The 17,039-nt window shown below is 72.8% G+C and carries 16 protein-coding genes; 7 read left to right on the top strand and 9 right to left on the bottom strand.

Annotation, left to right across the window (positions count from 1 at the left end):
* Both AC27IY_RS19375 and AC27IY_RS19370 read right to left on the bottom strand, forming a co-directional pair.
* Complete coding sequence (locus AC27IY_RS19375; RefSeq protein ID WP_487178753.1) at positions 1 to 1,665, bottom strand: ABC transporter substrate-binding protein; 1,665 nt, start codon at positions 1,663 to 1,665, stop codon at positions 1 to 3.
* A 180-nt stretch (positions 1,666 to 1,845) separates the two neighbouring features.
* Entirely contained in the window at positions 1,846 to 3,285 is a 1,440-nt protein-coding gene (locus tag AC27IY_RS19370; RefSeq protein ID WP_449949966.1) for a PI-PLC domain-containing protein, read from the bottom strand.
* A gap of 185 nt (positions 3,286 to 3,470) precedes the next feature.
* Here AC27IY_RS19370 and AC27IY_RS19365 point away from each other — a divergent pair, with 185 nt between their 5' ends.
* A complete protein-coding gene (locus tag AC27IY_RS19365; RefSeq protein WP_487178752.1) occupies positions 3,471 to 5,339 on the top strand; it encodes an adenylyl cyclase in 1,869 nt (622 codons plus the stop codon).
* A gap of 268 nt (positions 5,340 to 5,607) precedes the next feature.
* On the top strand, positions 5,608 to 6,738 hold the full coding sequence (locus AC27IY_RS19360) for a hypothetical protein (RefSeq protein WP_423477329.1): 1,131 nt from the start codon (positions 5,608 to 5,610) through the stop codon (positions 6,736 to 6,738).
* A gap of 24 nt (positions 6,739 to 6,762) precedes the next feature.
* On the opposite strand, the gene AC27IY_RS19355 is transcribed toward AC27IY_RS19360, so the two are convergent.
* The 3 genes from AC27IY_RS19355 to AC27IY_RS19345 form a co-directional block, all read right to left on the bottom strand.
* Complete coding sequence (locus tag AC27IY_RS19355) at positions 6,763 to 7,302, bottom strand: DinB family protein (protein ID WP_423477330.1); 540 nt, start codon at positions 7,300 to 7,302, stop codon at positions 6,763 to 6,765.
* Positions 7,303 to 7,312: 10 nt separating this feature from the next.
* The gene (locus AC27IY_RS19350) at positions 7,313 to 8,557 is read right to left on the bottom strand and encodes an alpha/beta hydrolase (protein ID WP_423477331.1); all 1,245 of its coding nucleotides are present in this window, start codon (positions 8,555 to 8,557) and stop codon (positions 7,313 to 7,315) included.
* A 137-nt stretch (positions 8,558 to 8,694) separates the two neighbouring features.
* Positions 8,695 to 9,492 (bottom strand): lytic polysaccharide monooxygenase auxiliary activity family 9 protein, encoded by a 798-nt coding sequence (locus tag AC27IY_RS19345; protein WP_423451825.1) that lies wholly within the window; start codon positions 9,490 to 9,492, stop codon positions 8,695 to 8,697.
* A gap of 130 nt (positions 9,493 to 9,622) precedes the next feature.
* On the opposite strand from AC27IY_RS19345, the gene AC27IY_RS19340 reads away from it, so the two are divergent.
* On the top strand, positions 9,623 to 10,798 hold the full coding sequence (locus AC27IY_RS19340) for a sensor histidine kinase (protein WP_423477332.1): 1,176 nt from the start codon (positions 9,623 to 9,625) through the stop codon (positions 10,796 to 10,798).
* Between the two features lie 146 nt (positions 10,799 to 10,944).
* Complete coding sequence (locus AC27IY_RS19335; RefSeq protein WP_344213269.1) at positions 10,945 to 11,415, top strand: hypothetical protein; 471 nt, start codon at positions 10,945 to 10,947, stop codon at positions 11,413 to 11,415.
* Positions 11,416 to 11,421: 6 nt separating this feature from the next.
* On the opposite strand, the gene AC27IY_RS19330 is transcribed toward AC27IY_RS19335, so the two are convergent.
* Genes AC27IY_RS19330 through AC27IY_RS19315 form a run of 4 tightly spaced genes read right to left on the bottom strand, consistent with a single transcriptional unit; the run spans position 11,422 to position 14,254 of the window.
* Positions 11,422 to 12,648, bottom strand: a complete 1,227-nt coding sequence (locus tag AC27IY_RS19330; protein WP_423477333.1) for a site-2 protease family protein — start codon at positions 12,646 to 12,648, stop codon at positions 11,422 to 11,424.
* Between the two features lie 57 nt (positions 12,649 to 12,705).
* Positions 12,706 to 13,215, bottom strand: coding sequence for a GNAT family N-acetyltransferase (locus AC27IY_RS19325; protein WP_423451829.1), 510 nt, complete (start codon positions 13,213 to 13,215; stop codon positions 12,706 to 12,708).
* Entirely contained in the window at positions 13,212 to 13,685 is a 474-nt protein-coding gene (locus AC27IY_RS19320; protein ID WP_487178751.1) for a protein-tyrosine phosphatase family protein, read from the bottom strand. Before AC27IY_RS19320 ends, AC27IY_RS19325 begins: the two co-directional genes overlap by 4 nt.
* On the bottom strand, positions 13,685 to 14,254 hold the full coding sequence (locus AC27IY_RS19315; protein ID WP_371252216.1) for a CGNR zinc finger domain-containing protein: 570 nt from the start codon (positions 14,252 to 14,254) through the stop codon (positions 13,685 to 13,687). Before AC27IY_RS19315 ends, AC27IY_RS19320 begins: the two co-directional genes overlap by 1 nt.
* A 200-nt stretch (positions 14,255 to 14,454) precedes the next feature.
* On the opposite strand from AC27IY_RS19315, the gene AC27IY_RS19310 reads away from it, so the two are divergent.
* From AC27IY_RS19310 to AC27IY_RS19300, 3 genes are all read left to right on the top strand, one after another.
* A complete protein-coding gene (locus tag AC27IY_RS19310) occupies positions 14,455 to 14,838 on the top strand; it encodes an STAS domain-containing protein (protein WP_423451831.1) in 384 nt (127 codons plus the stop codon).
* A gap of 33 nt (positions 14,839 to 14,871) precedes the next feature.
* A complete protein-coding gene (locus tag AC27IY_RS19305) occupies positions 14,872 to 15,600 on the top strand; it encodes a class I SAM-dependent methyltransferase (RefSeq protein WP_487178750.1) in 729 nt (242 codons plus the stop codon).
* A gap of 166 nt (positions 15,601 to 15,766) precedes the next feature.
* Positions 15,767 to 16,990, top strand: coding sequence for a S1C family serine protease (locus AC27IY_RS19300; protein ID WP_487178749.1), 1,224 nt, complete (start codon positions 15,767 to 15,769; stop codon positions 16,988 to 16,990).
* Positions 16,991 to 17,039 lie beyond the last annotated feature (49 nt).

Here is a 17,039-nt window from a genome sequence, read left to right as displayed (position 1 = left end):
TCAGACCCCGCTCAGGTAACGCAGGCGGGCCAGGCCGTCCATGGGCTGCACCCAGCCGGCGACCTTCTCGCGCACGGGGAGGGTGAAGTTCGGCTGGCAGATGATCGCCCAGGGCACGTCCTCGGCGAGGATCTCCTGCACCCGGGCCCACAGCTTGAGCCGGTCGGCGTCCTCGACCGTGGTGTGCGACTTCTCGAAGATCTCCTCGATCTCGTCGTTGACGTAGTTGGAGTAGTTGAGGCTGGCGCCCTTGGTGAAGCTGGTGCCCAGCATGTACTCGACGTCGTTGACCCAGAGCTGCCCGGCCGTGAGCTGCAGCGGGATGTTCTTCTTGCCCCGGCGCTCGCCGAGCGTGGCCGGGTCCAGCGGGACGAGCTTGAGCTCGATGCCGGCCTTCCTCGCCTCGCTCTGCACGAGCACGGCGATCTGCTGCTGCTCGCCGTTGTCGGCCTCGAAGACCAGCTCGGAGCTGATCGCCGGCTTGCCGGCCTCGGCCAGCAGGGACTTGGCCTTGTCCAGGTCGTAGGCGTAGGGGTAGCCGGTGTCGGCGTAGCCCGGCATGTCCAGCGGCACCAGGCTCTTCGCAGGGCGGGCGTCGCCGCCGTAGACGTTGGCGATGATCTGCTCGTACGGCACCGCGCAGGCCAGCGCCCGGCGGACCTTGACGTCGTCGAAGGGCGCGGAGGTGACCGACATCTGGATGGCGACCTGGTTGTTGCTCGGCGCCGAGATGACCTTGATGCCCTCGGCGTTCTTGAGGTCGGCGATGTCGCGCCGGCTCATGCCGAGGGCGAGGTCCACGTCGCCGGCCTGGAGCTGCAGGCGCTGGTTGGCGGCGGCGGGGACCACGGTGAGCCGGATCGTGCTCAGCTTGGCCGGGTCGGGGCCGGGGTAGCCGGTGTTCGCGGCGAGCTCGATCTCCTGGCCCTGGACGGCCTTGGCGACGTTGAAGTAGCCGCCCGTCGGCGGGTTCTTGGCGAACCACTCCTTGGCCCAGGGATCGGCGTCGGTGGCGTGCTTCTTGGCCTCGGCCGAGTCGAAGACGTAGAGGGAGATGGCCTGGATCTGACGGGTGAGCGCGCTCGGGAACGCCTGATGGAACTCCACGGTGTAGTCGTCGACCACCTTGACCTGGTCGGCCTTGGTGAGCCCGATCAGCCGGTAGACGCCGGCGACGTTGGCCTGGGCGGCGAACGCGCGGTCCTTCGACCACTTGACGTCGGCGGCGGTCATCTCGTTGCCGCTGGCGAACTTCACGCCCTTGCGCAGCTTGAGCGTCCAGACCTTGTTGTCGGCGTCGGGCTCGAAGGACTCGGCGAAGGTGGGGGCGATGTTCTCGCTGTCGAGGATCTGCGAGCCGCCGACGTCCTTGACGCCGTAGTCGATCAGGTACGGGAAGACGTTCTTGTAGAGCATCAACGCGGTGAGGTCGAAGCCCACGAAGTCCTGGTCCCAGCTGCTGATGTAGCTGCTCACCGCGATGCGGAGCGTTCCACCGGATGCGCCGGTCCCGCCGGACGCCGACGGCTGGGGCTCGCCGCCCGCCTTGGTCCCGGCGGCGCAGCCGGCCGCGAACAGCAGCGCCACGCTGCCCCCGAGGCGCAGCGCCGACCTGCGCGACAGCGGCGAAGACGTGGCGGCGTCCGGGCGCGGGAATCCGGCCATGTGTCCTCCTGGGGGACGGAAGGGACGGCATGTTCAGCCAGGCGTTCCGTTCATGAACGCATCACGAAGCCGGTTCACCGGCAAAAGCCCTGCTGGTTGCCTGCTGTTCTACCGGTAAGCGGGCATACAGGACAAGGCTGTTCAGATAATTTCACCCAGGTGAAACATGCCGAACCCTGTTCAGCGAACGGCCCCCGCCTGCGTGAGCAGGGTGCGGTACCACGTGTCGTACGGGCGGTTCGTCGCCGGATAATTGGCGAGCGGGTCGGTCGCCCGGGACGCCGAGTCGAAGTCCCAGCCACGGGCCAGCCGCCCCGCCTGCCGGGCGGAGACGATGAACGACGACTGCGAGGCGGGGGCGGCGTAGTAGAGCGCGTCCTGCTGGAGCTCGGCGCTGTCGCCCTGCTGGAACTCGGTGAAGGCGACCTGCGGGTAGCGGACGCGCTCGCCGGCGCGCCGGTCGGTGTCCACGCGCAGGGTCGTGGCAGGGGTCGGGCCGTCGGCGCCGGTCCAGACACGCACCCGGGACGTGCCGCTGACCGCGGTGGTCTTGTCGGGGCGGGCGTCGGCGGTCTTCGCGTTGCCGGTCCAGGCGACCGTGCGCGCGGCGGCGTCGAGGGCGCCGGTCCAGGTCCAGTTCTGGCTGTTGCTCTGGCTGCGGTGGATCTCCTGCAGCCGGGTGCCCGCCGCGTCGGTGAAGCGGACGGTGGGCAGGACGCCGTTGTCGTACTGGTGGCTCGCCGACCAGGTGATCTCGCCGTCGGCGGCAAGGCGGCCGACGCGGTACCACAGCGTGGTCGCGCTCTGGGACTGGTGGACCTCGACCAGGTCGCCGGCGTCGTTGAGCGCCACGGCCGGGGTCACGCCGCTGTCGTAGCGGCCGTGGCGCAGCCAGGTCACCGTGCCGTCGGGGCCGTACGTGCCGCTCCAGTACCACAGGTCGCCCGACCCCGAGTCGTGCACCTCGACGACCTGGCCGCGGGCGTTCATGGCGACGGCGGGGCTCGTGCCGGCGTCGCGCTTGTAGAGCGTGCGCGTCCGCCCGTTGCCGGACAGCAGCACGAGCACCCGGCCGCGTAAGGCGTCCACCGTCGGCGTGGCGGCCGGGTAGTCCGACGCGCGCAGCAGCCGGTCGCCGAAGACGGCGGTGAGCTCCTGGTTGAGCGCGGCGAGGTTGCCCGCGGCGTAGGAGGTGTTGTCGGTCAGGTCGTCCTTGATGTCGAGCGCGACGGTGATGGGCGCGGCGGCAGGGTGGGCCGCCGACCAGGCGTTGATCGCGGTGAGCCAGTCGCGCAGGAGGTTCGAGGCGGGGTTGCCCGTGTGGTCCACGGCGTCGCCGGGCGAGTCGTGGCCGATCGCGTAGTCGCGGGCGCTCGCGTAGCCGTTGTCGTGGATGTCCAGCTCGATGAAGCGCACGCCCTCGTCGAGCTGGCGGACGATCGAGCCCCTGGCGCCGTCGAGGTCGCCCGAGTAGCTGTTGTGCGTGGCGCCGAAGACCGCCGAGGTCAGAGGCAGGTCCGCAGCGCTGTTGACGGTCGCACCGGCCGGAGCGGCGGTCACCAGGGCGGACACGAGCACGGCCGCGGCGAGCGCGGGCAGGGCGGCTCTCGGCTGGGGCATCGGCTGATCCTCGCGATCTCGGGGTGCCTCCAGACAACACGATCTTGAGGTCGCCGCCAACCCCTGTTTTCCGGGCCCTCACGGCCCCTACCCGCCCTTGTGAACGGGCCGGGCGGCACGGTACAAACGACCCGAGAGAGCGCTCTCTCAGAGCCGCCGGGCCGCCCGTCGAAAGGACTCCACGTATGACGATCCAGCAACCTGACGGGCGCCGGCGTGCCGGCCGGGCGATCGCCTTAGGCGTCGTGCTGGCCACCGCCGTCATGACGGCCGGGGCCACCGGCCTGCCCGCGAGCGCGGCACCGCACGGCGGCGGCGCGCCCGACCTCGGACCCAACGTCACCGTCTTCGACCCGGGCATGCCGGTCGCCGACATCCAGGCCACCCTCGACGCGGCGCACGCCGCCCAGGTCGACGCCGAGATGGGCACCGCCAGGCACGCCTACCTGTTCAAGCCGGGCACGTACGGCACCGCCGAGCACCCCCTCCAGATCAAGGTCGGCTACTACACCGAGATCGCCGGCCTCGGCGCCTCCCCCACGGACGTCGTCATCAACGGCAAGGTCGAGGTCTACAACCGCTGCCTCGCCGACGGCGGCACCGCCAACTGCCTCGCCCTCGTCAACTTCTGGCGCACCCTCTCCAACCTGTCCATCAACATCAACGCGGCCGGCCAGGACGGCTGCCGGTCCTCGGCGAACTTCTGGGCCGTCTCCCAGGCGGTCTCCCTGCGCCGGCTCGACGTCACCGGCGGCACCCTGTCGCTCATGGACTACTGCACGGCCGGCCCCCAGTACGCGAGCGGCGGCTTCATCGCCGACTCCCGGCTGCCGGCCGTCACGAACGGCTCCCAGCAGCAGTGGCTGACCCGTGACAGCGAGGTCGCCGGCTGGTCCAACGCGGTCTGGAACCAGGTCTTCTCCGGCGTCGTCGGCGCGCCCGCGGAGTCGGCGTTCCCCGACCCGCCGTACACGACGCTCGACACCACCCCGGTCAGCAGGGAGAAGCCGTTCCTCTACACGGACGCGCGCGGCCGCTACCAGGTGCGCGTCCCGGCCGCCCGCAGGAACACCCGCGGCGTCTCCTGGGCCGGCGGCCTGACGCCCGGCCGGACGATCCCGATCGGCGACTTCTTCGTGGCCCGGCCGTCGGACCCGGTGCAGGTCATCAACAGCCAGCTCGCCCGCGGCAAGCACCTGCTGCTCACGCCCGGCGTGTACGACATCCCGCGCTCCATCGAGGTCAAGCGCCCCGACACCGTCGTGCTCGGGCTCGGGCATGCCACGCTCACCGCCGTGGGCGGCGCGACCCCCATCGACGTCGCCGACGTCCCCGGCGTGATCGTGGCCGGCGTGACCATCGACGCGGGCGAGCGGAAGTCGCCCGTCCTGCTGCGGGTCGGCAAGCGGAACGGCCGGGGCCACAGCTCGCCCGGCAACCCGACGACGCTGTCCGACGTCTACTTCCGGGTCGGCGGCCCGCACGTCGGCAGCACGGACGTCGCCCTGGAGGTCAACAGCGACGACGTGCTGATCGACCACACGTGGGTGTGGCGCGCCGACCACGGCGTGGAGGGCCTGACCGACACCCAGCGCTGGAACACGAACCTCGGCCGCACCGGCGCGGTCGTCAACGGCGACCGGGTGACCGCGACGGGCCTGTTCGTCGAGCACTTCCAGCAGTACAACACGGTCTGGAACGGCGAGGCGGGCACCACGATCCTCTACCAGAACGAGCTGCCGTACGACCCGCCCACCCAGGCCGACTGGATGAACGGGAAGGTCAAGGGCTGGGCCGGCTACAAGGTCGGCGACCGGGTGCGGACGCACCGCCTGTACGGGGCCGGCGTCTACGTCTTCAACCAGAACAACCCCGACATCCACACCGAGAACGGCTTCGAGGTGCCGCGCACCCCCGGCGTCCGGCTGCACCACATCATGACCGTCAACCTCAGCGCCGGGACGATCGACCACGTCGTCAACGGCGTGGGCGAGGCGGCCGACACCACGAGGACGGGATCGCCGGTCTACGTCACGGACTATCCGGCTCCCTGAGCCCCGGTAAACCCTCGCGAAACGCGGACGCCGCCCGGCCGTTCAGCCGCCGGGCGGCATTCGTGGTAGCAAAATATCCACCCCGCCGAGCACCGCAAATGCCATTTTATCGGTTATTAAGCCGCCGCCAGGAATGCGCGCCGTAGGAAAAAATCCTCCGCGCCGGCCGGGGTCCTCATTAGCATTCTGCACGTGGCCGCCCACCACCGCGCCCACGCTCACTGAGCACGGCCCTCGCCCGCTCAGACCCCCCGTCGAAGGAGTCTCTGTGACTCGGTACGCCATCGACCGCGCCCGCGGCGCGCTCATCGCTCAATGGAGCACCGGCATCGGCGAGACCGCCACCACCGTGGCCGACCTACCTTCCCTCCTCCCCCACCACGAGCTGCTGCGGCTGTCCGCGGGGCTCACCCAGCTCTCACAGGCCTGCTGGCGCTGCTACACCCACCCCGCCAGCGTCGCCGACCACTACGGGCCAGGCAGCCTCGGCCGGCAGCGGCAGCAGGAGCGCGACGCCTTCGGAACGGTCCACGACTTCATCGTCTCCGCCGACCGGACCGCCTGGGCGGAGATCGGCACCAGGGTCCAGGAGGCCGCCCACACCGTCGGCCGCACCCTGGCCTTCCTCGGCCGGCCCGACCTGACCACCCAGGTCGCCGACGAGGTCACCGCCGAGCTCGACGCGGTCCAGCGGGCCGAGCTGGGCGACCTGTCGCAGCGGGCCGGGCAGGCCGTCGCCCTCAGCCGCGAGGACGCCTCACCGCTGCAGGTGGTCCAGGCCGACCGGCTGCTGCGCCGGCACCCGTTCGGCTGCGACGCGCTGTTCACCCGGCTCGACCCCACCGCGGCGGCCGTCGCCGCCGCACACTGGCTGCACGCCGCGGTCGCCGCCGCCTCCCGGCTCACGCACGCCCATCCCGCGCAGATCGTGGCCGCCGCCGACCAGCGGTTCAAGCCGCTCGCGTTCGAGAGCCTGACCGAGGTCGTCAGCGGGCTCGGGGCGGGCGTGCGCCCGCGTCAGGTCGTCATGACCCTGGTACGCAACGCCCTGCACGTCGGCGAGGGGCACCTGCTCGGCATCATCGAGGCCCGCCACCGCATCAACGCGGCCGAACGCCTCATCGGCGAGGTCCACGCCGAGCATCCCGAGCTCGCCGTCGGCGCCGACACCGTACACCTGCCCCTGACCCCGCTCGACCCCGGCCGCCCCGCCCCCGACCTGCTGGAGAACCTGCTGCACGGCATCCAGAGCTGCTGGCGCTTCTACGAGCGGCACGTACGCTCCCACCAGCCGGGCGGCGGCCTGAGCCTGCAGGGCCCGCGCCGGCAGAAGCTGCGCCGCGCCTTCATCGTCACGGTCCGCCAGGAGGCCGACGCCCGGCACGACCAGCTGCTCTGACCGACCTTGCTCTGACCGGCCCCCTCACTCGCCGGTGAGGCCGTCCACGGACTCGCGGATGAGGTCGGCGTGGCCGTTGTGCCGGGCGTACTCCTCGATCATGTGGCAGATGATCCAGCGGAGCGACGGGGTCGTGCCGTCGGACCAGCCCCGCTTGGCCAGGCGGTCCATGCCGCCGTCGGCCAGGGCCTGCTCGGTCAGCTCGCGGGAGCGGGCCACGAAGCCCTGCCACAGCGCGTGCAGCTGCTCCGAGGAGTCGGCGGCGGCCGAGTTCCAGTCCCAGTCGCGGTCGGCCGCCCAGTCCACGGTGTCCCACGGCGGGTGCGGCTCGTTGCCGTGCAGCGAGCGGTTGAACCAGTGGTCCTCCACGTACGACATGTGCTTGAGCAGCCCGCCGATGGTCATCGACGAGACGCCGACGGTGGCCCGCAGGCCGGCCTCGTCCAGGCCCGAGCACTTCCAGTTGAAGGTGGCGCGCTGGTAGTCGAGGTAGCCGAGGAGGGTGGCGGTCTCGCCGGCGGCGATGGGGGGCTCAGGACGGCCCTGTTCGTCGATCACGGTCATTCCAGGGAGTCTAGAAGGACCTCCAGCGGGCCGTGAGATGGCGCAGCCCGTCGCGGAGCGCCAGCCGCCAGCACGGCGTGTCGTGGCCGGCGGGGAACTCCCGCACCGTGAGCTCGTCCACGTGCGGCCGGGCCGCGCGGGCGAAGCGCTCGACGGCGCCGAGCAGGGTCAGCCGGCGGTCGCCGACGTCGGCCTCCAGGGTGCCGTAGCTCATCCACAGGCGGATCGGCCAGCGGTGGCGGCGCTCGCGGGCCAAGCGGGCCAGCAGGTCGAGCCCGGCCGGACGGCCGGCGCGCCCGCGCGGCTCCCACCAGAGCGAGCCGGACATCACCAGCGCCGCGCCGAACAGGTCGGGACGCTGGTGCGCCAGGCGGGCGGCGGCCAGCCCGCCGAGCCCGGCCCCCGCCACGATCACCCGGGCCGGGTCGGCCGCGGCATGGTGCCGGGCCCGCAGCCAGGGCACGATCTCCGACACGAGCGCGGCGACGAAGCCGGGGTCGCCGGACAGCTCCTCGACCCGCCGCCGCCTGGACAGGTTGTGGACGTAGGCGACGAGGAAGGCGGGCATCCGGCCCCGCGCGATGGCCTCGTCCAGCTCGCCGGCCAGCCAGGCGAACGCCTCGCCGTCGAAGACCACCACCAGCGGCAGGTCACGGACCTCGCCGCGGCACGGCGGGCGGTAGACGGTGACCGGGCGCGCCAGCGGGCCGACCCCGGGGCGCTCGGTCACCAGGCGGCCGAGGCGCACCGGGCGGTGCCGCCAGTCCTGGCCGGGCGCGCCGGGCAGGGCCAGCGGCGTGACCCAGTCGCTGACCGTCGCGGGGATCGGCGCCTTCTGCCCGCCGAGCAGGCCGAGCACGTTCGGCACCCGGCGCGGCGCGGCCGGGTCGGGGAAGGAGCGCGACAGCAGGGTCTCGATCAGCTCGTCGCGGGCGCCGGCCGAGGCGGCCAGCCGGGCCCGGCGGACCGGGCCGAGCCTGGCGAGCGGGTCGCGCTCGACGTAGCAGTAGGTCAGCGTGCTGTCGGACGGGAAACGGGCGCCGTAGGCCCACACCTGACGGCCCCGGCCGTCGGCGCCGAGGCGGCGCATCCGCTGCGGGAGCGCCTGGCGGACGCCCTGGATCCAGAGCGACAGCGGGGCCCGGCCCCCGGTGGTCACGAACGTCACCTCGGTCTGGCCGTCCGACTCCGTCAGCACCGGCCCGCCCGCCGCCAGGAGCGCGTCCAGGTCGGCGGGCGCGGGGCGAGCGGGCAACGCGGCGAGGGCGGAGGTGGTGGCCGGGCCGTAGAGGGCGTGCTGCGCGCGGCTGATGGTCGCCTCCCAACGTCGTACGACTAAGGCAAGCCTAAGTTAATACAACGTGCGGCGAGCGCAATCCTGGTAGCCCCCGGTCACCTGCGGCGACCCGCCCGGAGACCCACGAAGGCGGCCGTTCCCACCCCTGCGCTCAGCAGGACGCCCACGCCGAGCTGCCACGGGACGCCGACCGGCGCGGCCGGGCCCTGGGCCGGCGGCTGGAGCGCGGGAGCGTTGCCCTTGCGGGCGGCGGCGGTGAAGACGACGTCGGAGCAGGAGTAGTAGGTGTCCGGCGTGTCGGAGTTCTGCCAGATCGTGTAGATCAGGTGGCGTCCGGTCCTGCCGGTGGGGAGCCGGCCCTTGAAGGCGTACGAACCGTCGGCGAGCTTCGGGTCCTTGACCGTGAGGAACGGCTCGCGTTCCAGGGACGACCAGCGCAGCGGCTCGGCCGGATCGTAGCCGGGCTTGGTGACGTACAGGCGGAAGGTGCCCTTGTGCGGGATCGTGCCCCGGTAGCGGAAGGTGAAGCCGGCGCCGGGCCGCAGCTTGGTGGCCGGCCAGTCCTTGCGGGCCAGGTCCAGCCCGCGGAAGCCCGGCAGGCCGCCGCTGCACAGCTTGCCGTCCGGGATGACCCGGCGGTCCCTGCCCGCGACGTTCGCCACCCTGAGGTTGTCCCATTCGCCGGGCAGGGCCGAGCCCGCGACCTTGGCGGCGGCCCGGCAGGCCGCGTACGTGTCCGTCCCGCCGCAGGCCGCGGCCCTGCTGAGCGGGCTCTCCAGCGCGCCGTGCGCGTCCGCGGGGCCGGCGATCATGGCCATCGACAGCAGCAGCCCGCCGGCCGCGCTCGTGATCCGGTGCCGCAACGTCCCGACCTCCCCGCTCGGCGTTCTCACCCCGAGGTACGGAAGCCGGGCGGCGGCGGTTCAGCGGGCCCGCGACCGCCAGGAATCACCCCGGAGGTGGACCCCGCGTGCGGCGCTGGGCTGATGACCGCCCCTCCTTCCGCTCCCTAGGCTCCGCTTCATGGCCGACGCTTCCCGTGATCCCCGCACGACGACGTGGCCGGAGCCGATCGACTGGCTGCCGGCCGCGCTGATCGGCCTGCTCGCGCTCGCCGAGGAGCTGCGGGCCGCCGGCGGGGCGGTCCCCGGGCTCTGGGCGGTGGCGGCGGTGCCTGCCGCGGCCCTGGTGCTGGCGCGGCGGCGCCGGCCGGTCACGGTGATGGGCGTGTTCACGGGGATCAGTCTGGTGGCGTACCTGCTGGCCGGCCGGCCGCCGGGGGCCTGGCAGTGGCACGCGGCGCTGTTGCTGTTGTTCACCGTGCTCAGCCAGGCCCCGGCGACCGGCGCGCGGGGACTGGCCGGGATCGGGATGAGCGCGCTGTTCCTGTCGGCGCAGATGCTCGCCGAGCCGGCGGCGGTCGGTGAGCACCTGGTCGCGGGCGCGCTGGCCCTCGTCGCCGGGATCGCGGGCGTCACGGTCCGCCGCAGGCGCTCCCCCGGCGAGCCGCCGGCCGCTCCCGAGTCCCCCGACGTGGTGGCGGTGGCGCGGGAGCGCGCCAGGATCGCCCGCGAGCTGTACGACCTCGTCGCCCACAACGTCAGCGTCATGGTGCTCCAGGCCGGCGGCGTACGGCTGCTCCTGCCTCGGGAGCTGCGGCAGGAGCGCGAGGCGCTGGCCCTGATCGAGGAGACCGGGCGCGGCGCCGTGGAGGAGCTGCACCGCACGCTGGACCTGCTGCGCACGGACCCCGACACCGGCGAGACGGCCCCCCAGCCCACCCTCGACCGGCTGGCCGAGCTGGTCGCGCACCTGCGCTCGGCGGGTCTGGACGTGGCGCTGCGGATCGACGGCACGCCCCGGCCCCTGCCCGCGGGCCTGGACCTGTCCGCCTACCGCATCGCCCAGGACGCGCTCGCGAGCGTGCTCAAGCACCCCGGCCCCACCCAGGCCCTGGTCCGGATCACCCACGGCGAGGCCGAGCTGCGCCTGGAGATCACCGGCGAGTGGCCGCGTGACGCCCGGCCCGGCCCGGTGCCGCCGCCGGGTGGTGACGGGCTGACCGGGATCAGGGAGCGGGTGGCGCTCTTCCGCGGCGCCATGGACGCGGGGCTCCGCGAGGACGGCGGCTACCGGATCCACGCGGTGCTGCCGCTCCCGTCCTCCGCCGTGCCGGCGCTCGGCGCGCGACGGCCCTGACCGGCGGCGTCCGCCGGAGGGGCAGGACGGCCGGCGGTAAGGCTGTCCCCACCTCAGCTCGGGTGCGCGCGGGCATGAACCGGACCCTCATGGCGACGGAGACTGCTTCTCGTACCGCTCGTCACCCGCCCCTCTGGGAGAACCTCATGACCACGCAGCCGCTCGCCGCCCCCGCCTCGGTCACGACCGCCTCGGCACTCTGGTTCGTCGCCGTCGGGGCCGGTGTGTTCGAGGCGGCCCTGGCCGTGTCGGGCATGATCGCCGCGGGGACGGCCTCGTTCGCCTCGCTGGCCGGTGGCCTCGGACTGCGCCTGACGATCTTCGCTGCCGCGATCTTCCTGGCCGTACGACTGCGCCAGGGCCACAACTGGGCGCGGGTGTCGCTCGCGCTGTCCCTGGGGGTGTTCGGCACTTTGTCGCTGGTGATCGAGCCGATCCAGTGGTTGCTGGCGGGGAACTCGGTGGTGGAGTTCTTCGGCGACGCCGACCTCATGACCCTGTTGTTCACCTTCAGCCGGGTCATCCACCTGGCGGCGGTGCTCGGGGCGATGAGCATGATGTTCGGCCCGGCGGCCAACCCGTTCTTCCGCCGCCTCCGGCCTGCCGCCGCGCGGTAGCCCCTCTCAGACCTCGGTGCGGCGGTGCTCGCGTTCCCCGGGCTTGGGCTCGGGCTCGGGCCGGCGCTGGGGCGGGACGGCGAGGTCGGCGCCGCGCGGGTGCGGGTAGGGGTCGTGGTGGTGCAGGCCGGCGGTCTGGATCACCCGGCTGATGTCGCTCGGCGTGAGCAGCCCGACGAGCTGCCCGGAAGGGCCGAGCACCACGGCGCGGCCGTCGGCGCAGCCGTTCATCCGCGGCAGCAGGCCGAGCAGCGGCTCGTCGGGGACCGCCTTCGGCACCTGGTCGGGCGGGCAGGCGATGTCGGCGAGCCGGGTGGTCTCCCGCGCCTCCGGCCGCACCTGGCGCAGCCGGTTGAGCGTCACCAGCCCGAGGAAGCTCCCGTCGGTCCCCACCAGCGGGTACGTCGACAGCCGCCGGCTCAGCACCAGCCGGTCGATGAGCCCGGCGACGGTCTCGTCCGGCGAGGCGGTGACGGGCCGGGCCGACATGACCTCGCCGACCGTCACCCCGTGCAGCGTCGCGCCGAGCTGGGCCTGCTGCTCCTCGGCGCTCGCCGCGTTCACCAGGAACAGGCCGATGAGGACGAGCCACAGCCCCTGGAAGCCCAGCCCCGAGACGACCTGGAGGAAGCCGAGCGCGATGAGCACGTAACCGAAGACGCGGCCGGCGCGGGCGGCGGCCACGGCGGCGCGTACCCGGTCGCCCCAGCGGGACCAGAGCGCGGCCCGCAGCACCCGCCCGCCGTCCAGCGGCGCGGCCGGGACCAGGTTGAAGACGGCGAGCAGCACGTTGACCGCGGCCAGGTAGCCGAACATGCCGGCCACCAGCGGCACGCCGCCGCTCACCAGCGCCAGCGCCGCGAACACCACCGCGCACACGAAGCTGGTCACCGGCCCCACGACCGCGATCCGCAGGTCGGCGCCCGGAGTGCGGGGCTCGCTCTTCAGCTCGGCCACCCCGCCGAGCAGCCACAGCGTGATCCGCGGCACCTCGATGCCGTTGCGCTGGGCGACCAGGGCGTGCGCCAGCTCGTGGGCGAGCAGCGAGGCCAGGAAGAGGACGGCGGTGCCCACGCCGACCAGCACGTACGCCACCACGGGGTAGCCGGGGAAGGCGAGCGGGAACTGCCCGAACGACAGCCCCGCCACCAGGATCACCACGATCACCAGCACGCTGATGTTGAGCCCGACCACGACCCCGCCGACGCGGCCCAACCGGAACGACGAACGCATCTGTCTGCTCCATCCGCTCGGATGGGGTCCGGCTACCCGCCAGTCACCGAAGAAACCTCAGGTCAGCGGGCGTTCCATCAGCGTCGTGTCCACCCAGCGGCCGAGTTTGAAGCCGACCTCGGTCAGCCGGCCCGCCTCGGTGAAGCCGTGCCTGCGGTGCAGGGCGATCGAGCGGTCGTCGCCCGCGTCGGCGATGACGGCGATCATCCGGCGCAGCCCGGCCGCCGTCGCGCCGTCGATCAGCGCGGCCAGCAGCGCGCCGCCGAGGCCGCGGCCGACGTGGCCGGGAGCCAGGTAGATGCTGTCCTCCACGGTGTGCCGGTAGGCGGGCTTGGGCCGCCAGGGTCCCGCGTAGGCGTAGCCGGCGACTTCGCCGCCGACGTCGGCGACGAGGAAGGGGAAGCCGCGGGCGGTCAGGTCGGCCAGCCTCGCCTGCCAGTCCGCCACGGTGGGCGGGGTCTCCTCGAAGGTGATGACGGTGTTGGCGACGTAGTGGGCGTTGATCGCGGTCACGGCCGCCAGGTCGGCGGGGACGGCCGCGCGGATGACGGCGTCGGAGTGCGTCACGGGCGGTCGCCTTTCATGAGGTCGCCTTTCGTACGATCACTTGGGAAGCGGGCGATCCACCGGCGCTGCCAGGGGGTCTCGACCGCGCGGGGGTGGTGGTGCTCGCGGGTCCAGGCGAGCGCGGCGGCCGGGTCGAGGCCGGACAGCACCGCCAGGCAGGCGAGCACGGTGCCGGTGCGCCCGACGCCGCCTCCGCAGGCCACCTCGACCGCCTGGCCGGCCCGCGCCCGCTCGCGCAGCTCTCCGATGCGGCGTACGGCGAGGTCCCGGTCGCGCGGCAGCAGGAAGTCGGGCCAGTTGAGCCACTCGTGCGGCCAGGTCAGCGCGGCGTCGTGGCGGCGGCGGAGCCGGTCGGAGCCGAGGTAGAGCCCGAAGTCGGGCCGCGGGCCCGGCGGGAGCGGGTGGCGCAGGCCCCGGCCGCGTACGTGGAGGCCGTCCGGCAGCCGGATCGCCCCTTCCAGCGCCGCCATCAGCTCGCGCTCCGCAGGCGGGCGCGGTGGCCGGCGACGTTGACCCGGTTGCCGCACCGGTCCGGCATGCAGTACGCCCGCCGTCCTCCCCTGCTGACGTCCACGAACACGCCACGGCAGCCGGGCGCGGCGCACGGGCGGAAGCGGGAGTGGCCGAGCGTGCGCACCGCGCCGAGCAGGCCGATGCCGATCACCGCGGCCAGCTCGGCGGCCAGCGGCGCGCCCGGCGCGGTGGGCACGTGCCACTGCCAGGCTCCGGCGTCGTCGCGCCGCAGGACCGGTGAGCGTCCCGCGCGCCCGGCCAGCACCATGGCCCCGGCCACGGCCTGCTCCTCGGTCTCGGTCTCGATGACGCCGCGGACCTCGCGGCGCAGCAGGTGCACCTCGTGGAGCGCGGCGTCGTCGGGCGGCGGGGCGTCGAGGACGAGGCCGTGCCTGGCCAGGAGGCCCGCCAGCGCGGCCGGGCGGGGCAGCGCGTCCCCGGCCGCGCCCCGCACCGTCGGCGAGGTGCTGACCAGGTCGTTCGCCACCGCCACTCCGGTGGCGTAACCGGCGATCGGGATGTCCATGGGCGCCCTCCTCGGTAACCGTTGTAGGAGGATTATAACCCTTACGCGACCGCACACCGCGCCCCCTCCGGCAGGGTAAGAATTCGACAGCCGCATCTTCTAAGAAGGGCGGCGCCCGGCTATCGTGCGGTAAAGGCGAACCAACGCCTTGTCCATGTTCTCTGAGAATTCGCACTCGAATTCCGATCGGTGGGCATTGCATGCTGGATCTCACGTTCGCCGTGCAGAAACTGCCGGGCGTGTGCGTGATCTCCGTCGCGGGCGAGATCGACTCCGCCACGGCACGCGCCTTCGACCTCTACATCCAGCGCCACCGGCGCGCTCCCGGCGAACACGTGGTCGTCGATCTCAGCGAGGTCACCTTCCTCGCCAGCGCGGGGCTGCGGGTGCTGCTCAACACCCACGCCTTCGCCCGTCAGCACGGCGGCGTGCTGCATCTGGCCGCGCCGCATCCCAAGATCGCCGGGCTCATGGAGCTGACCCAGGCGAACACCGTGCTGCACGTGCACGAAACGGTGGAGCAGGCCGTGATCGCCGCTCTCCAGCAGGCCAACGCCCAGGAGAAAACCCTTACGGAAGCCTGAGCGGCTTCGTGACCGATGGGTCAGAATGGCCGGATGTCTGCTGAGACTTCCTACGACTACGACCCGATCGCCGAGGGGTACGCGGCCGAGAACGAGAAGAGCCTCGTGAACGCGTACTACGAGCGGCCCGCGATGCTGGAGCTCGCCGGGGACGTGGCCGGGCGGCGCATCCTCGACGCCGGCTGCGGCGCGGGCCCCCTGTTCGCCGCGCTGCGCGAGCGGGGCGCCGTCGTGACCGGCGTCGACGCGAGCGCCGGGATGCTGGAGCTGGCCCGGCGGCGGCTCGGCGCCGACGCGGACCTGCGGGTCGTCGACCTGGCCGGCCCGCTGCCCTTCCCCGACGACACGTTCGACGACGTCATCGCGTCCCTGGTGCTGCACTACCTGGAGGACTGGGGGCCGACGCTGGCGGAGGTCAGACGCGTGCTGAAGCCCGGCGGCCGGCTGCTCGTCTCGGTCGACCATCCTTTCGTCATCACGCTCATGCAGCAGGCGGCCGGGGAGAAGCCCAAGTACTTCGAGACCCGTAACCGGACCGAAGAATGGGTCATGGGCGGGCAGACCACCACGCTGAGCTTCTGGGACCGGCCGCTGCACGCGATGACCGAGGCCTTCACGGCGGCGGGCTTCCGCATCAGCGTCATCAGCGAACCGCCGTTCGTGCCGGAAGCCCGCGACCTGTTTCCCGAGGAGTTCCGCGAGATGGAGCCCACCCGTACGAGGTTCCTGAGCTTCCTGTTCTTCGTCCTCGAAGCCGGCTGACGGGCGTGTCGGCCGGAAATTTCAACAATTCTCCGGTCCCTCCCCCTACCCCCGGCCAGCGGCGATAAGGCCGGCGTCAGGGCGCGACAAGTGACCCGATCTTTCCCTTAACCAGCTCTTACCGGGCATTGATCAGTCTTGTGTCATCGGGACGCTAGGAGATGACATGGACGCGAACGACCCCCGCGAGCAGGCCGCCGGTGGCTGGACCCAGTTCGGTGACACGCCGCCCACGGTGGGCGGGTTCCCCAGAAAGGAGCCGGTGGGTTCGGCGCCGCCGCCGCCTCCGCCGTCGTCGCGGAGGACGGTGTTCGCGCTGAGCCGCAAGGCCGTCGCGGGGCTCGCGCTGGCGGCCGTGACCGCGCTCGGGGCGTCGGCGCTCGGCGGCGGGGCGGTGGGGGCGTACCTGGCCGGGGCCGACCGCCCGGCCGCCGTCGCCACGGCGAGCGCGGCGAGCCCGGTCTTCCGTACCGTGGCCGACCAGCTCACGGTGGCCGAGGTGGCGGCGAAGGTGCAGCCGTCGGTGGTGATGATCCAGGGCCAGTCCGGTGAGGGCTCCGGCGTGGTGCTGTCGGAGGACGGGCTGATCCTCACCAACAACCACGTCGTGGACGGGCAGGGCACCGTGCTCACAATCAAGTTCAACGACGGCAGGACGGCCAAGGCCAAGGTGGTCGGCACCGACCCGGCGACGGACCTCGCGGTGATCCGGGCCGAGGGCGTGTCGGGCCTGGCCAAGGCCACGCTCGGGGACAGTGACCAGCTCAAGGTGGGCGACGACGTGCTGGCCCTCGGCAGCCCGCTCGGCCTGGACGGCACGGTGACCGCCGGCATCGTCAGCGCCCTCGACCGTACGGTCACCGCCGGCGACGGCGGCGGCGGCCAGCAGTTCCCCTGGGGGCAGCAGCAGCAGGAGAGCAAGATGACCACGCTCGGCGGCATGATCCAGACCGACGCCGCGATCAACCCGGGCAACTCCGGCGGCGCCCTGGTCAACGCGGCCGGCGAGCTGATCGGCATCAACAGCGCGGTCTCCTCGCAGGGCGTCAACCTCGGCTTCGCCATCCCGGTGAACACCGCCAAGAAGGTGTCCGAGCAGCTCATCAGCAAGGGCAAGGTGAGCCACGCCTTCCTCGGCGTGAGCGTCACCGACGCGACCGGCGACGTGCCCGGCGCGCTGATCCGCCAGGTGACCGAGGGCAGCCCGGCGGCCAAGGCCGGGCTCAAGCAGGGCGACCTCATCACGAAGATCGGTGACACGCCGGTGGACGGGGGCGACACGGTCGTGGGGCAGGTCCGCGGGTTCACGGTGGGGCAGCAGGTGCGGATCACGTACCTGCGTGACGGCAAGGAGAACGTCGTCACCGCCACGATGCAGGAGCAGAATTGACCTGCTCCCCGCCCTGAAGGGACGGGGAATCCCGTGCCGCTATGCGGCA

The organism is Nonomuraea sp. B208 (assembly GCF_057536035.1).
The sequence above is the reverse complement of the archived record's forward strand: the minus strand, read 5'-3'. Positions and strand labels throughout refer to the sequence as shown.

Excerpts from the sequence above, each read along its gene's own strand:
- AC27IY_RS19375 (WP_487178753.1), bottom strand. The coding sequence starts at position 1,665 with ATGGCCGGATTCCCGCGCCCGGACGCCGCCACGTCTTCGCCGCTGTCG.
- AC27IY_RS19335 (WP_344213269.1), top strand. The coding sequence starts at position 10,945 with ATGACCACGCAGCCGCTCGCCGCCCCCGCCTCGGTCACGACCGCCTCG.
- AC27IY_RS19300 (WP_487178749.1), top strand. The coding sequence starts at position 15,767 with ATGGACGCGAACGACCCCCGCGAGCAGGCCGCCGGTGGCTGGACCCAG.
- AC27IY_RS19305 (WP_487178750.1), top strand. The coding sequence starts at position 14,872 with ATGTCTGCTGAGACTTCCTACGACTACGACCCGATCGCCGAGGGGTAC.
- AC27IY_RS19310 (WP_423451831.1), top strand. The coding sequence starts at position 14,455 with ATGCTGGATCTCACGTTCGCCGTGCAGAAACTGCCGGGCGTGTGCGTG.
- AC27IY_RS19315 (WP_371252216.1), bottom strand. The coding sequence starts at position 14,254 with ATGGACATCCCGATCGCCGGTTACGCCACCGGAGTGGCGGTGGCGAAC.
- AC27IY_RS19370 (WP_449949966.1), bottom strand. The coding sequence starts at position 3,285 with ATGCCCCAGCCGAGAGCCGCCCTGCCCGCGCTCGCCGCGGCCGTGCTC.
- AC27IY_RS19330 (WP_423477333.1), bottom strand. The coding sequence starts at position 12,648 with ATGCGTTCGTCGTTCCGGTTGGGCCGCGTCGGCGGGGTCGTGGTCGGG.
- AC27IY_RS19365 (WP_487178752.1), top strand. The coding sequence starts at position 3,471 with ATGACGATCCAGCAACCTGACGGGCGCCGGCGTGCCGGCCGGGCGATC.
- AC27IY_RS19340 (WP_423477332.1), top strand. The coding sequence starts at position 9,623 with ATGGCCGACGCTTCCCGTGATCCCCGCACGACGACGTGGCCGGAGCCG.
- AC27IY_RS19320 (WP_487178751.1), bottom strand. The coding sequence starts at position 13,685 with ATGGCGGCGCTGGAAGGGGCGATCCGGCTGCCGGACGGCCTCCACGTA.
- AC27IY_RS19355 (WP_423477330.1), bottom strand. The coding sequence starts at position 7,302 with ATGACCGTGATCGACGAACAGGGCCGTCCTGAGCCCCCCATCGCCGCC.